Annotated in this window: 16 protein-coding genes; 11 read left to right on the top strand and 5 right to left on the bottom strand. The window is 59.9% G+C overall.

Annotated features, from left to right (window positions below):
* The first annotated feature begins 1 nt into the window (after window position 1).
* Complete coding sequence (locus ACXYMP_RS06270; protein ID WP_458905043.1) at window positions 2-1,177, top strand: cytochrome P450; 1,176 nt, start codon at window positions 2-4, stop codon at window positions 1,175-1,177.
* On the opposite strand, the gene ACXYMP_RS06265 is transcribed toward ACXYMP_RS06270, so the two are convergent.
* Window positions 1,178-1,639, bottom strand: a complete 462-nt coding sequence (locus tag ACXYMP_RS06265) for an Lrp/AsnC family transcriptional regulator (protein ID WP_298570122.1) — start codon at window positions 1,637-1,639, stop codon at window positions 1,178-1,180. It abuts the gene before it with no gap.
* Between the two features lie 140 nt (window positions 1,640-1,779).
* Between ACXYMP_RS06265 and ACXYMP_RS06260 the strand changes: the two genes are divergently transcribed.
* The 5 genes from ACXYMP_RS06260 to ACXYMP_RS06240 all read left to right on the top strand — a co-directional run bounded on the left by ACXYMP_RS06260 (window position 1,780) and on the right by ACXYMP_RS06240 (window position 5,844).
* Window positions 1,780-2,121, top strand: a complete 342-nt coding sequence (locus tag ACXYMP_RS06260; protein ID WP_458905041.1) for a DUF2849 domain-containing protein — start codon at window positions 1,780-1,782, stop codon at window positions 2,119-2,121.
* Complete coding sequence (locus ACXYMP_RS06255) at window positions 2,114-3,784, top strand: nitrite/sulfite reductase (protein ID WP_458905039.1); 1,671 nt, start codon at window positions 2,114-2,116, stop codon at window positions 3,782-3,784. The genes ACXYMP_RS06260 and ACXYMP_RS06255 overlap by 8 nt, the downstream gene beginning before the upstream one ends.
* Window positions 3,774-4,514, top strand: a complete 741-nt coding sequence (locus ACXYMP_RS06250) for a phosphoadenylyl-sulfate reductase (RefSeq protein ID WP_458905037.1) — start codon at window positions 3,774-3,776, stop codon at window positions 4,512-4,514. Before ACXYMP_RS06255 ends, ACXYMP_RS06250 begins: the two co-directional genes overlap by 11 nt.
* A complete protein-coding gene (locus tag ACXYMP_RS06245) occupies window positions 4,511-4,921 on the top strand; it encodes a DUF934 domain-containing protein (RefSeq protein WP_458905035.1) in 411 nt (136 codons plus the stop codon). Before ACXYMP_RS06250 ends, ACXYMP_RS06245 begins: the two co-directional genes overlap by 4 nt.
* 68 nt (window positions 4,922-4,989) lie before the next feature.
* Complete coding sequence (locus ACXYMP_RS06240) at window positions 4,990-5,844, top strand: ferredoxin--NADP reductase (protein ID WP_298570473.1); 855 nt, start codon at window positions 4,990-4,992, stop codon at window positions 5,842-5,844.
* A gap of 126 nt (window positions 5,845-5,970) precedes the next feature.
* On the opposite strand, the gene ACXYMP_RS06235 is transcribed toward ACXYMP_RS06240, so the two are convergent.
* A complete protein-coding gene (locus ACXYMP_RS06235) occupies window positions 5,971-6,285 on the bottom strand; it encodes a hypothetical protein (protein ID WP_458905033.1) in 315 nt (104 codons plus the stop codon).
* A 178-nt stretch (window positions 6,286-6,463) separates the two neighbouring features.
* Window positions 6,464-7,048 (bottom strand): hypothetical protein, encoded by a 585-nt coding sequence (locus ACXYMP_RS06230; protein WP_458905031.1) that lies wholly within the window; start codon window positions 7,046-7,048, stop codon window positions 6,464-6,466.
* Between the two features lie 147 nt (window positions 7,049-7,195).
* On the opposite strand from ACXYMP_RS06230, the gene infC reads away from it, so the two are divergent.
* Window positions 7,196-7,798 (top strand): translation initiation factor IF-3, encoded by a 603-nt coding sequence (gene infC / locus ACXYMP_RS06225; RefSeq protein WP_458905029.1) that lies wholly within the window; start codon window positions 7,196-7,198, stop codon window positions 7,796-7,798.
* 99 nt (window positions 7,799-7,897) lie between these two features.
* On the opposite strand, the gene ACXYMP_RS06220 is transcribed toward infC, so the two are convergent.
* Window positions 7,898-8,530, bottom strand: coding sequence for a class I SAM-dependent methyltransferase (locus tag ACXYMP_RS06220; RefSeq protein ID WP_458905027.1), 633 nt, complete (start codon window positions 8,528-8,530; stop codon window positions 7,898-7,900).
* Between the two features lie 150 nt (window positions 8,531-8,680).
* Here ACXYMP_RS06220 and ACXYMP_RS06215 point away from each other — a divergent pair, with 150 nt between their 5' ends.
* Window positions 8,681-9,301, top strand: a complete 621-nt coding sequence (locus ACXYMP_RS06215; protein WP_298570224.1) for a trimeric intracellular cation channel family protein — start codon at window positions 8,681-8,683, stop codon at window positions 9,299-9,301.
* Here the strand turns inward: ACXYMP_RS06215 and ACXYMP_RS06210 are convergent.
* Window positions 9,298-10,320 carry an XdhC family protein gene (locus tag ACXYMP_RS06210; RefSeq protein ID WP_458905024.1) on the bottom strand — a complete coding sequence of 341 codons (1,023 nt, stop codon included), beginning with the start codon at window positions 10,318-10,320 and terminating at the stop codon, window positions 9,298-9,300. The two genes, ACXYMP_RS06215 and ACXYMP_RS06210, sit on opposite strands and share 4 nt — an antisense overlap.
* A 227-nt stretch (window positions 10,321-10,547) precedes the next feature.
* Between ACXYMP_RS06210 and ACXYMP_RS06205 the strand changes: the two genes are divergently transcribed.
* The 3 genes from ACXYMP_RS06205 to ACXYMP_RS06195 all read left to right on the top strand — a co-directional run bounded on the left by ACXYMP_RS06205 (window position 10,548) and on the right by ACXYMP_RS06195 (window position 13,177).
* A complete protein-coding gene (locus ACXYMP_RS06205; protein ID WP_298570475.1) occupies window positions 10,548-11,594 on the top strand; it encodes a glycosyltransferase family 2 protein in 1,047 nt (348 codons plus the stop codon).
* Window positions 11,595-11,727: 133 nt separating this feature from the next.
* Complete coding sequence (locus ACXYMP_RS06200; RefSeq protein ID WP_458905022.1) at window positions 11,728-12,675, top strand: phosphoadenosine phosphosulfate reductase; 948 nt, start codon at window positions 11,728-11,730, stop codon at window positions 12,673-12,675.
* Window positions 12,676-12,733: 58 nt separating this feature from the next.
* Complete coding sequence (locus tag ACXYMP_RS06195; RefSeq protein WP_458905020.1) at window positions 12,734-13,177, top strand: hypothetical protein; 444 nt, start codon at window positions 12,734-12,736, stop codon at window positions 13,175-13,177.
* Window positions 13,178-13,193: the final 16 nt, after the last annotated feature.

The raw sequence follows: 13,193 nt of genomic DNA, 5'->3' as shown, positions 1-13,193 counted from the left end.
GATGTTGCGCCTGACCCAGTCCCCGACCGACCCCGACTTCATCCAGAACCCCTATGCGTTCTATGACCGTGCCCGCGCTGCTGGCGATATCTTCTGGTGGGAGGATTATGACCTGCCGATGGCGGTCAGCTTCCGGGCCGTGAATGCGCTGTTGCGGGATCGTCGGTTTGGGCGCGAACCCGTTGAACCGCTTGAGTTTCCTGACCACCTCGCACCCTTCTATGCGGTCGAGGCGCATTCCATGTTGGAACTGGAAGCCCCGCGCCACACGCGCCTGCGCAAACTGGTGCTGCGTGCCTTCACCAGCCGCCGGATTGCCGGTCTGGGGCCTGAGATTGACGCACTGGCGCATCAGCTGATCGACGCCTTTCCATCGGGCGAATTTGACCTGTTGCCCGCTTTTGCCACGCGCATACCCATAGTCGTAATCTGCCGCTTGCTGGGTGTCCCCGAAGACATGGAGAGCGACTTGCTGAAATGGTCGAACGCCATGGTCTCGATGTATCAGGCGCGCCGCACACGCGCGGTCGAGGACGAGGCAATCGCTGCAACCGAAGCCTTCGTCGCCTTCATGCGCCACTATGTGGACCAGCGCCGCAATGACCCGCGCGACGACCTGATCACTGAATTGATCGCCGCAGAAGCGGAAGGCGAGAAACTATCCAGCGACGAGTTGATCTCGACCTGTATCCTTCTGCTGAACGCGGGACACGAGGCGACGGTGCACGCGATGGCGATTGCAGTGAAAACCCTTCTGGGGCAGCAAACACCCGCATCAGCCCTTGCCCCGCAGGCTCGCGATGCTACCATCGAGGAAACGCTGCGTTTCGACCCACCCCTGCACATGTTCACGCGATATGTTTACGAAGATACAGTGCTTTACGGCGAAAACTTCAAGCGCGGCGACAAGATCGGTCTGCTTCTGGGCGGGGCCAATCGCGACCCGGATATCTGGGACGATCCGAACATCTTCGACCCAACGCGCCCGGTCAAACCCAACACGTCCTTCGGGGCGGGTGCGCATTTCTGCATCGGTGCGCCGCTGGCGCGTCTGGAACTGGCCCGCGCCCTGCCGATCCTGTTTGACCGCTGCCCGAACCTGCACCTGACAGCCCCGCCGCAATTCGGCAATGTCTACCACTTCCACGGGCTGGAAAAGCTGATGGTCAGGGCGTGATCAGATCGGCAGCTCGGTCGAAAACTTGATCTCTTCCATCGACAATAGCGCGGTGACGTTGAAGATCTTCACCTCGGAAATCAGCGCCTGATAGAACTCGTCATAGGCGCGGGCGTTCTCGACGCGGACTTTCAGGATATAGTCAATCTCGCCCGCCAACCGGTGCGCTTCCATCACTTCGGGGCGCGCCATCAGTGCCTTCAGGAAATCCTTTTGCCAATCGGCATCGTGTTCCGAGGTGCGGATCAGAACAAAGAAACACGCCTCGAACCCAAGGCTTTCAGCATCCATCACCATGGTGTTTTTGCCAATCACCCCACCTTCGCGCATCTTGCGAATCCGGTTCCAGACCGGGGTCTTGGATGACCCGACTTTCTTGGCAATCACGTCCAGCGATTGCCCCGCATCGCGCTGAAGCTCGCGCAGGATTTTCCGGTCAATCTCGTCCAGCCGAACAGACATTTCGTTTTTTTCCTTCTTTTGGTCCAGGCGTTCCGCGCAGGGCGAAAACCGAAATAATATTCCTTATCTAGCGCGGCGTATCGCCGTTTGGTGGGAAAATGTCCTATATAGAGCGGGAACGCAATAAGAAAGGACCGGCCATGCCCCGCCCCTTCACACCCAAAGTGGTAACCGCAAACGACCTTGTCGAAGGTGATGTGATCTATCTGGCCCGGAATGGTGCCTGGGTGCGTGACATGTGTATGGCTTGGTTGATCGAGGATGAGACCGAGGCCGCCACCCAGCTTGCGCTGGCCGAACTCCAGCCCGAGATCGCTGTTGGCGCCTATCTGGCCGACGCCAAGGCTGGCCCCAATGGCACCGTTCCCACCCATTTCCGCGAAGTTTTCCGCGCCAAAGGGCCGTCAAACCGCGCCCATGGAAAACAAGCCTCCGCGCCCTTCCGTGCGCAAGCCTATCAGGGGGTCGCCGCCCATGTATGATTACAACAATTTCGACGAAGGCTTCGTGCGCAACCGCGTCAGCCAGTTCCGTGCGCAGGTCGCGCGCCGCGTCTCGGGCGCGCTGACCGAGGATGAATTCAAACCGCTGCGCCTGATGAACGGCGTCTATCTACAACTGCACGCTTATATGCTGCGGGTCGCGATCCCTTACGGTTCGCTCAACCCCAATCAGATGCGTCAGCTCGCGATGATTTCCGAGCGTTGGGACAAGGGTTACGGCCATTGGACCACACGCCAGAATATCCAATACAACTGGCCGCGTCTGGCGGATATTCCCGATATGCTGGACGCGCTGGCCGATGTGGGGATGCACGCCATCCAGACCTCGGGCAACACGATCCGCAACGTGACCGCTGACCATTTCGCAGGCGCTGCGGCCGATGAGGTTGAAGATCCCCGCCCCACCGCCGAGCTTTTGCGCCAGTGGTCCACGGACCATCCGGAATTCCAGTTCCTGCCGCGCAAGTTCAAGCTGGCCGTGACCGGATCAAAAGCCGACCGCGCCGTGACCAAGGCGCATGATATCGGCATCCGCATCGTGAAGAACGACGCGGGTGAGGTTGGCTATCAGATTATCGTCGGGGGTGGTCTTGGCCGCACACCGGTCGTTGGTCAGGTGCTGAAAGACTTCCTGCCCCGCGCCGACCTGCTGCCCTATGTCGAGGCCGTCGTCAGCGTCTACAACACGCTGGGTCGCCGCGACAACAAGTACAAAGCCCGCATCAAGATCACCACGATGGAAAACGGGATCGACAAGATCCACGATCTGGTCGAGGCACGCTTCGCCCAGTTGCGCCCGCTATTCTCGGGCATTGATCAGGCGCATTTCGACGATATCGCCGCGAATTTCAGAGCGCCCGCGTTCAAGACCGTGCCGCTGGATGCCTATCACGCCGCCCGCGATGTCGACCCGATCTTCCGTTCGTGGGTCGACACCAATGTCGACGACCACCGCGCCGATGGCTATGGGATCGTTACGATCTCGATGAAAGCACATGGGGCAACGCCGGGCGATGCCTCTGCCGACCAAATGCGGGTGATTGCCGATCTGGCCGAGCAATACGGACATGGCGACATTCGCATCAGCCACGAACAGAACGTGATCCTGCCGCATGTGCACCGCGCCGACCTGCCTGCGATCTTTGCCGCGCTGCGCGACCACGACATGGCGACGGCGAATGCCGGTTTGATCTCGGACATCATCGCCTGCCCTGGGATGGATTATTGCGCGTTGGCCACGGCCCGCTCGATCCCTGTCGCACAAGAAATCGCTGAACGTTTCGACGCGCTGAAGATCGAACACGATATTGGCCACCTGCAAATCAAGATCTCCGGCTGCATCAACGCCTGCGGGCACCACCATCTGGGCCATATCGGCATTCTTGGGCTGGATCGCGCGGGCGTCGAGAACTACCAGATCACTCTTGGCGGTGACGCCGGGCCCGACACCCTGATCGGCAAACGGGCAGGCCCCGGCTTCGCCTATGACCAGATCGTGCCAGCCATCGAACGCCTTGTGCTGGCCTATCTGGACCTGCGCGACGACGACAGCGAGACCTTCATCGACGCCTACCGCCGTCTGGGCGAAGCGCCGTTCAAAGCAGCGCTTTATCCAGAGGAGGCGAAGACCAATGCCGCTTGAAGCCCCCCTTCCCGCCCCCGCCGAACGGGTCGAGACGCTGAATGCGCGCTACAAGCACCATTCGGCCACCTCGGTGATTGAACGCGCCCTGACCGACAGCACCATCGGCGCGCTGGCGATGGTGTCGAGCTTCGGCGCGGAAAGCGTCGTGCTGTTGCACATGGTGTCGCGCATTGATCGGACAGTTCCTGTTATCTTTCTGGACACGCAGATGCTGTTTCAGGAAACGCTGGAGTATCAGGTCGAGGTCTCGGAAAAGCTGGGCCTGACCGATGTGCGGGTCATCCACCCGGACGCAAACGAGCTGTTCAAACGCGACCCGGACAACATCCTGCATCTGGCCGACACTGATGCCTGCTGTGACCTGCGCAAGGTCGAGCCACTGGAAAACGCCCTTCAGGGCTTTGACGGCTGGATTACCGGGCGCAAGCGATTTCAGGGCGGCAAACGCGTCGATCTTCAGTTCTTCGAGGCCGAAGACAACCGCCTGAAGGTCAACCCGCTGGCGCATTGGGCGTCCGAGGACGTGCGCGACTATATGATCAACAACCGCCTACCCCGTCACCCGCTGGTGGGGCGCGGCTTCCCTTCAATCGGTTGCGCGCCTTGCACGTCGCCGGTGAAACCGGGCGAAGACCCGCGCGCCGGGCGCTGGCGCGGGGCGGAAAAGACCGAATGCGGCATTCATTTCGTGGATGGCAAGATGCAGCGGATAGGAGCAAGCGCATGACTGTGATCGTAACAGACCAAGGCTTTAGCCATGATGATTGGGATCACGGCTTTGCCACGCCCGACGAGCGCGCCGCCAACGACACACGCGGGCTGCATCTGGCGTCTGACACCGACCCCGCGACGCTGGCGCAGTTGATGGCTGGCGTTGACATGATCCGCATCGACTTTCCGTCTTTCGCGGATGGGCGTGGCTTCACGCTGGGTCGCCAGTTGCGCCTGTTGGGATACATGGGTCGCCTGCGTGCGCATGGGCACGTGATCTCGGACCAATACGCCATGGCGCGGCGGTCCGGGTTCGACGAGGTCCAGATCAGCGAAGACCTGTCCTTGCGCCAGCCCGAAGCCGATTGGCTGTCACGTGCGGACTGGCAGGCCTATGACTATCGGTCGCGGTTGACCGGCTAGACCCTTCCGCCGATCCCTCTTATACACACCAACAGAAAAGGGCGGGGCGTTGTGCCCCGCTGATGCATATGAACAAAGTGACGCCCGTGATGGATGCTGAAGCCAAAGTGAAACCCGTGCCCACCCTGCCCGACGCGCAAACCGTGACCGAGGTGGAGCATTACACCGACCGCCTGTTCCGGTTCCGCTGCACCCGGCCGCAAACCCTGCGCTTCCGGTCAGGCGAATTCGTGATGATCGGCCTGATGGGCGACCCGGACCCCAAGACCGGCAAGCAAAAACCGCTTTTGCGGGCCTATTCCATTGCCAGCCCGTCATGGGATGAAGAGTTGGAGTTCTACTCGATCAAGGTGCCAGACGGCCCGCTGACCTCGAAACTGCAGCACATCAAGGAAGGCGACCAGATCATCCTGCGCCCCAAGCCTGTCGGCACCTTGGTGCATGACGCGCTGATCCCCGGCAAACGCATCTGGTTCTTCGCCACCGGCACTGGCTTTGCGCCCTTCGCGTCGCTGCTGCGCGAGCCGCAGACCTATGAGGATTATGACGAGGTGATCATCACCCACACCTGCCGCGAAGTGGGCGAACTGACCTATGGCCGCAACCTGATCGAGGCGCTGAAGGAAGATGAACTTCTGAACGAGGTGATCGGCGAAGGCTTCTGGAAGAAGATCAAATACTACCCGACCACCACCCGCGAAGAGAGCCCGAAGATGGGCCGGATCACCGACCTGATCCGCTCGGGCGAGGTGTTCGAGGATCTGAGCATTGACCCGCTCTGCCCGGAGAACGACCGCGCGATGATCTGCGGCAACCTGCCCTTCAACCTTGAGCTAAAAGAGCTGCTGGAAGAGGCGGGTCTGGAAGAAGGCGCGAACTCGAAACCAGCGCAGTACGTGGTTGAAAAGGCGTTCTTGGAGTAAGGTGCGAGCACGGCTTTCGCCAATCAGGTGACAGACGTTTGGCACAGCCAAATGTCGAGAACCGCCAATAGTACAACAGGGTGGACCATCGGTCCGCCCTTTTTCGTTTCCTGCAAGCAAACCCAACTACAGACCATGCAGGCAGCTATAGCCAAAAAACGTTAGCAAAGCAGCAACGACGCTGAAAATCAGAAAGCCTGTGGACAACTCCCGTTCGCGGCGAAATCGAAACAGATAGATCGGAGACAAGACAGCCAGAAATACACCAGGCACAAAAAAGAGAACATAAGCAGTTAGAATCGCTTTCCAAGACTTAATGAAATCATATTGGTATCCAATGGTGCCGGCTGGCGGCACAATAATGTCGATTGCAACAATGGTTAGTATTGTCAGCGTCACAGTAACAGATACGAGACAGATTGTCGGAAGAATTCGCGGCATTTGTATGAGCTAGCGAAATCGCTTTTCATTGTCGAGCCTTGGTATGCCAAGGTCTGAAATAGTCAATGTTTCCATTGGTGGCTGACAGCACTATCCACAGTTCACAACGACCCTGATGGCCACAAAAAACGCCGCGCAGTTTCCCGCGCGGCGTTTCTTGTGTTGCAGTACCGGGGGCTTACATGCCCAGCGCGGCTTTCACCTGATTGATCGCAGCGTCCAGCAGCGCCGGGTTGCTTGCTGCGGCTTCGACTGCGGCTTTCAGGCCCGCTTTCTCAGCGTCGCCCAGCGACGAGCTGTCGATCATCTCGTTCACTTTGGTGGCGTCGAAGCCCTGTTTGGTCAACGCGTCAGTTGCAGCGCCGCCTGCCGCATCAGCGTCGGTTGCACTGTCACCAACCACGCCTTCCACGGCGTCGCTGACAGCTTCCATAGCGCCTTCAACAGCATCTGTGGCGCCTTCGACGGCGTCCGTGGCCGCGTCAGTCGCAGACTCGGCGGCTTCGGCCGCTTCAGTGGCAGCTTGTTCAGCCGCAGCAGCCGCTTCGGCAGCAGCCTGTTCAGCGGCCTCGGTGGCAGCAGCAGCGGCAGCAGCGGCTTCCGCTTCGGCTTTTGCAGCGGCTTCGGCGGCGGCGTCTTCCACAGCTTTGGCTTCTGCAGCGGCTTGTTCGGCGTTGATTTTGGCTTGGTTGCCTTCGTACCATTTATAGCCACCGAAAAGGGCGGCGATCACGACCAGCAGGGCAATGATTGACTTGTTCATCTCAATATCCTCAGCTTTTTCATTGGTGCGCCGGGCGTCCCCCCGTGCGCTGTCATGCCTAGGCATGTGCAGCTTCCACACGGCATGCACAAGGGGCCTTCGCGAAGATGAGCGTCAAAACGCCAACTATCGGCTTGAAAGGCGCGGATGGTCGCTTTACCTTCCGCTTCCAGAGATTACAGAAACGTCAGAAGGAATGACACCATAGCCCGCAGACCTCATAACGCGCCCCCGCAGCGCGACACCGGCCCCCGCGTAAATGAACGCATCAAGGCCACCGAAATTCGCCTGATTGGCGCGGATGGCGAAAACGCTGGCGTGGTTACGCCCGCCCAAGCCATGGTAATGGCGGCAGAAGCCGGCCTGGATTTGGTCGAGATTTCGCCCAACGCGACCCCGCCCGTGTGCAAGATCATGGATTTCGGCAAGTTCAAATATGAACAGCAGAAGCGCGAAAGCGAAGCGCGCAAGAAGCAAAAGACCATCGAGGTCAAAGAGGTCAAGTTCCGTCCCAATACAGACACGCATGACTATGACGTCAAGATGCGCAATGTCGTGAAGTTCCTTGAGAACGGCGACAAAGTCAAAGTGACCCTTCGGTTCCGTGGCCGCGAGATGGCGCACCAGAATCTGGGGCGTGACCTGCTGATCCGCGTGTCCGAGGACGTCAAGGAAATCGGCAAGGTCGAAAACATGCCGAAGATGGAAGGCCGCCAGATGGTCATGATGATCGGCCCGATGCCCAAGTAAGCGGTTTTGAAACAACGCACAAAACGCCTCGCGGTTGCGGGGCGTTTTTCGTTTGTGCCATGGCTTTACTCAGGGCCAACGCCCCCGCGTCGTCCGACCTTAGCGACGCGCCACGATATAGCGCCGCAGTTCCTTGGCCGGTGTGGTGGTGCTTTCGATGATCTCGAACCCTTGATCGGTGAGAGCCGTTTCCAGCTGTTTGACGCTCATGAAATTCAGGGCAGGCGCCTTGCCCAGCGCTTGCGCGATCGGCAGCAACAGCCGCAGCGCGTAATAGATCAGCGGCCCGCGCCTCTGTGGTGTGCACAGCGTTTTCGAAATCAGCAAGCCGCCGGGCGTCAGAAGGTCGTGCAACCGCGCCAGCAAGGCGGGCAGATCATCCACCAGATGCAGCACGTTATGAGCCAGCACGACATCAAAAGGGCCGGTCAAATCAGGAACCAGCGCGTCGGCGACCACGAAGTCGATATTGGTAACGCCCTGCGTGCGCGCTTTCTCAGCGCCGATTTTGACCATCTGGGGTGCAAAGTCGGTGGCGGTGAGATGCGCCACCAATGGCGCAAGCTCCAGCGCGGTGGAGCCCGTTCCGGCTCCGATCTCCAGCACGCGGTCAGTTGCCGTCAGATAGGACCGGGTGCGCGCCATCGTTTGCTGGTAGCTTTCTGCGAATCGAACCGGTGATTGCGCATAGCGCTCTGCAATCTTGTCCCAGAACTTCGCGGATTGGTTCATCGGGCTCTCCTTTGTGCACAAGCTATATCCCCGTGCACCGGCAGGGAACATCACAAATGACGAGACCGATTGCCGCCCCCTTCGGCCTAAGCAACTGCCGCCAACGCAGCCGCTTTCCAAGGCGCCCCTCGCGGGCTATAGGGTGTCGCCATGGAAACGCTGTCGTTCTTGTTTGTCCCGCTGTCGCTACTGGCAACGGCTGTCATGGCGGCCTCGGCTGCCTTTCAGGCGCATCGCGTCCAGATGGACCCGTTCGGCGCCACCGTGCTGGCGATTGCGACCGGCATGGGCGGCGGCACTTTGCGCGATTTGTTTTTGGGGCTGACCCCGGTGTTCTGGATCACCGACAGCCGCTATCTGGCAGTTGCCGTCCCCATCGCGCTGATCAGCTTTGCCTTTGCCAGCAGGATGACGACCGGAAGCGGGCGGCGGCTGTCCGTTTTGATGCATCTGGATGCCATTGGCTTGGCTTTGTTCACGCTGACAGGTGTTCAGGTGGCGCTGGATGCGGGCATATCGCCCTTGTTGGCGATCGTGATTGGCTGCGTCACCGGCACAGCAGGCGGGATGATCCGCGACCTTCTGTGCAATATGACCCCCAGTCTGTTGAAAGAAGACCTTTACGCCACGCTGTCACTGGTCGGAGGGGCCGTCTATCTTCTGTTGTTGGCCTATACAGACGACACATTGGCCGCTGCTGTCAGCTTTTCGGTCATTCTTGTGGCCCGTGTGCTTGTCCTACGCCGCAAACCGAAGGCTGCCGGTCACTAGGCGCGCAGCGACGCAGGGCCGGCGGGGCCTTGCAGGCGTTTACCCCGGTGCGTTGCAATCAGCTCGGCAAGAATTGAGACTGCAATCTCGGCTGGCCCCATGGCACCGATATCCAGCCCAACCGGCCCATGAAGCCTCGCAAGCTGGTCGTCGGTGACCCCCATGTTCCGCAACCGCGCCAGACGCGCCGAATGGGTGCGCCGCGATCCCAGACAGCCGATATAGAACGGCCCGCCCGCAATGGCCTGAACAAGTGCTGGATCATCTATCTTGGTGTCATGGGCCAAGGTGACCACGGCGCTGTGCGCATCCAATCCAAGGTTTGGAAGAATGTCTTCCGGGTCTTCGTTGACGATGGCGACCCCCGGAAATCGCTCGGCCGTCAAAAACTGGCCGCGCGGGTCAATGACAGTGGGCGTAATGCCGACAGCCGCTGCCATCGGGGCCAGGATTTGGGCGATATGCACCGCGCCGACAAGAAACAGACGTAGCGGCGGCAAATGGGCCGCAGAAAAGAGCTCACCCACCACGCCTGTCTTGGCCGCCAAGACGGGCGCGGGTTGTGATGGCGCGTCGATCACTTCGCGCGCCCAGGTCGCAAGATTGACCTGATAGACAGCAGGTGTCCGGCTGGCACGATGGGCAACAAGCTCTGCCAGAAGCGCGACCGGCAAGCCTTGCCCCAGATCGTCACTGATCGGTTCGACCATCAGGCGGATCGTGCCGCCACAGGCAAGCCCGGCGGCAAAGGCATCACCGTTCGAGACACCGTAGGTCAACAAGCGCGGGAGGGCATCTGCCAGCGCTTCTTGCGCCTCCAGCACCACAGCGCCTTCAACGCATCCGCCCGACACCGACCCCTCGAACGCGCCGTCCTGCGACACCACAAGCTGGCTTCCCACCGGGCACGGCGCGCTGCCCCAGGTTTCGATCACCGTCACCAAGGCGACCCCACGCCCAGCGCGATGCCACGCAAGCGCGGTTTCAGGTGGGGTGTTGGGTGTAAAAGGGTTGGTCATGTCACGCTCAGTTCTGTTGCGCCCCAACTCTTGACACCCGCACGTGACAGGGCAAGCGGAAATCTGGCCGCGACACAGGTGACGGTGGGGCAAATGTTGACGCATATGCGCGGGTCTGACACTTATACCGAACCCCAAGACCACAATGCATAGCGCCGGTCGGATCTTGGGTCAGGAGGCAGGTGGATGATGACAGCGATTCAATGTCGCCCGGGACGTCGGTGACCATGCGCATCACCGCTGTGACCTGTGTCAAGAACGAAGCCGCCTTTCTGCTTGAATGGCTGGCCCATCACAAGGGTATTGGGTTCACCGATTTTCTTGTGCTTTCAAATGATTGCGATGATGGCACCGATGCCATGCTTGACCGGTTACAGGCAATGGGCGAACTGACCCATCTTCGTAACGACGGCCCTTACGGTCAGGGTGGCATACAATGGACCGGGTTCAAGCAGGCGGACCAGCATCCGCTGGTGCGCGACGCGGACTGGTTGATGACGCTGGATGTCGATGAATTTGTGAACGTCCACGCCGGCGATCACACGCTGGCCGCATTGATGGCAGCCCTTCCTGACGCGGATGCGATCACGCTGACCTGGCGGCTTTTTGGCAATGCGGGTTGTGTCTCGTATCAAGACAAGCCCGTCACCGAACAGTTCACCCGCGCGGCCCCCGAGGTGATGGCCTGGCCATGGCGTGCCTTCATGTTCAAAACGCTGTTTCGCAACACGGGTGCTTACCGCAAGCTGGGCGTTCACCGGCCCCGCGCCCCGGTCGAAGGGCGGGTCGAACGGGTCAACTGGTTCGACGGCGAAGGGCGTGCCCTGCCTGACAGCTTTCGCACAAAGCAGCTTTTCTCCCCGTTTGCGCGTCCGAATTATGGCTTGGTGCAGCTTAACCATTATCCGCTTGGGGCGATGGAAAGCTATGTGGTGAAATGCGATCGGGGCCGCGTTAATCGCGCTGATGGCCCGATGGGGATGGATTACTGGGTCGAACGCAATTGGAACGAGGTCGAGGACCTCTCGATCCGCGCGAGTGTTCCGTTGCGCGACCCCCATCTAGAGCGGTTTCACACAGATGCCGAGCTTCGCGCGCTGCACGACAGCGCTGTGGTTTGGCGACGAAAGCGATACGAAACGCTGATGCGCGAAGAAGCGAACCGGGCGCTGATGGGGCGACTGATCATGACGCCTCCGGCGCGACCTGTCCCGCCTGCGCTGGCGCAAAACATATATGAATTTGCACAAATCGCTGCCGCCAAAAAAGATTGAGGCTCGCGTGGAAACAGTCGAGTCAAAAAACTCGGACCTCCCTTCTTTTGCCCTATTGCCCTCGCATTCCCGCCCGCTTTATTCCCTAGCTGAGATCCCTATCAGGCGACGCAAAATAAAGAAGGGGCTGGCGATGCAAGACGACCTGCGATCCGAGCAGATAGCGATAGATTTGTCCGACAGCGACCCGTCCGAATGGTTGGCTGAAATTGAAGCGATGGGCGAAGAGCGCGGCTATTTCGAACCCCTTGGGGGGCGCCATTCCGCGATCCTGACAGACGAAGGCACGACGCTTGTCGTGACCTTCGAAACCATTGACGACATACGCGCCACGCTGCCCGATCAAATGCCCATGGGGTGGGAACTGGTGCGCGAAAACGGGTGGTCTAATTTGTGTCTGCTGGCGCATGAAGACAGCTGGTTTCGCGACCGCACGGTGTTTGGCTATTTTGACCGCCTAGTCGAAGATGGTTTCTTCGAGGAATTCGAACGCGTTGTTTTTTATGGCGCTGGGATGTGCGGCTACGCGGCGGCGGCCTTTTCGGTCGTCGCCCCGGACGTGACTGTGATCGCCGTCCAACCGCAAGCGACGCTTGACCCTACGCGCACCGAATGGGACCGCCGCTTTCCCAAAATGCGGCGGACCCGGTTTTCAGATCGCTATGGGTTTGCCCCGGATATGGTGGAAGTGGCGGATAGCGTATTTGTGCTATATGATCCCGAAATCACAGAAGACGCGATGCATGCGGCGTTGTTCAACGGCGACAATGTGCATCACATTCGCAGCCGCTGGCTTGGGAGCGATATGGCGCGCGCCCTTTGGGAAATGGGCGTCACGCGTGAATTGGTCGAGCTGGCAGCCGACGGAGCGCTGACCGAAACCGCCTGCTACACCGCCCTTCGGGCGCGGCGCGATCACATCACCTATCTGCGCCGTTTGCTGGCCCGCGTGGAAAACACCGAGCGCATGAGGCTGGTGCAGATGCTGTCCAAAAACGTTCTGTCGCGCAGACGCATTCGCCGGTTCAAGCGGTCACTGGCCAAGGCCGAACAAGCGCTGGAGGCCCTTCAAACGCCCTGATCCACACCGTCGCGCTTGGTTAAGGTGGTCTTAACCTTCCCTGCGCGAAGCTTGGGGTATGAAACAGATTCGCACCCCCCTGACCGGCACACCGTTGCCCATGCCCCTGACGCAAGACCCGCGCGCTCCGGGGCCCCTTCACCCTGCCGACGAACTGGCGCAAGTCCGCGCTGCCCTGCGCTGGCTGCACGCCCGTGAAGATAAGCTGCGGCGTCATTTCACCAGCCTTGCAGCTGCCGCCAACCCAAACAGACAAGACGCAGGGGCGCTGACCGGATCTGCACATACGGTAACGGTCACACCACATCGCAAGCGGGTTTTCGATCGGTCTTTGCTGCCGCAAGCCATCTTGGCCAATCCCAGATTTTATCGGGACGAAACACACACCCATGTGACCACCCACCTGACCCCTGTCGCGCTTCAGCCACTGTTGCCCGGATTGCCTCCCGATGCAGAAGCAGAGCTTTCTGACTTCGATCTGATCGAACCAATCAACGCTTAAGCCGACGGTGCCCGCC

This window comes from Aliiroseovarius sp. CAU 1755 (assembly GCF_054482655.1).
Note: the sequence above shows the minus strand (reverse complement) of the source record. Positions and strands in the feature narration are given on the sequence as shown.

Bases quoted from the DNA above. Each gene is read 5' to 3' on its own strand.
- ACXYMP_RS06250 (WP_458905037.1), top strand. From the start codon at position 3,774: ATGCCGCTTGAAGCCCCCCTTCCCGCCCCCGCCGAACGGGTCGAGACG.
- ACXYMP_RS06245 (WP_458905035.1), top strand. From the start codon at position 4,511: ATGACTGTGATCGTAACAGACCAAGGCTTTAGCCATGATGATTGGGAT.
- ACXYMP_RS06240 (WP_298570473.1), top strand. From the start codon at position 4,990: ATGAACAAAGTGACGCCCGTGATGGATGCTGAAGCCAAAGTGAAACCC.
- ACXYMP_RS06200 (WP_458905022.1), top strand. From the start codon at position 11,728: ATGCAAGACGACCTGCGATCCGAGCAGATAGCGATAGATTTGTCCGAC.
- ACXYMP_RS06215 (WP_298570224.1), top strand. From the start codon at position 8,681: ATGGAAACGCTGTCGTTCTTGTTTGTCCCGCTGTCGCTACTGGCAACG.
- ACXYMP_RS06260 (WP_458905041.1), top strand. From the start codon at position 1,780: ATGCCCCGCCCCTTCACACCCAAAGTGGTAACCGCAAACGACCTTGTC.
- ACXYMP_RS06220 (WP_458905027.1), bottom strand. From the start codon at position 8,530: ATGAACCAATCCGCGAAGTTCTGGGACAAGATTGCAGAGCGCTATGCG.
- ACXYMP_RS06235 (WP_458905033.1), bottom strand. From the start codon at position 6,285: ATGCCGCGAATTCTTCCGACAATCTGTCTCGTATCTGTTACTGTGACG.
- ACXYMP_RS06230 (WP_458905031.1), bottom strand. From the start codon at position 7,048: ATGAACAAGTCAATCATTGCCCTGCTGGTCGTGATCGCCGCCCTTTTC.
- ACXYMP_RS06270 (WP_458905043.1), top strand. From the start codon at position 2: ATGTTGCGCCTGACCCAGTCCCCGACCGACCCCGACTTCATCCAGAAC.
- ACXYMP_RS06265 (WP_298570122.1), bottom strand. From the start codon at position 1,639: ATGTCTGTTCGGCTGGACGAGATTGACCGGAAAATCCTGCGCGAGCTT.
- ACXYMP_RS06205 (WP_298570475.1), top strand. From the start codon at position 10,548: ATGCGCATCACCGCTGTGACCTGTGTCAAGAACGAAGCCGCCTTTCTG.
- ACXYMP_RS06210 (WP_458905024.1), bottom strand. From the start codon at position 10,320: ATGACCAACCCTTTTACACCCAACACCCCACCTGAAACCGCGCTTGCG.
- infC (WP_458905029.1), top strand. From the start codon at position 7,196: ATGGTCGCTTTACCTTCCGCTTCCAGAGATTACAGAAACGTCAGAAGG.
- ACXYMP_RS06195 (WP_458905020.1), top strand. From the start codon at position 12,734: ATGAAACAGATTCGCACCCCCCTGACCGGCACACCGTTGCCCATGCCC.
- ACXYMP_RS06255 (WP_458905039.1), top strand. From the start codon at position 2,114: ATGTATGATTACAACAATTTCGACGAAGGCTTCGTGCGCAACCGCGTC.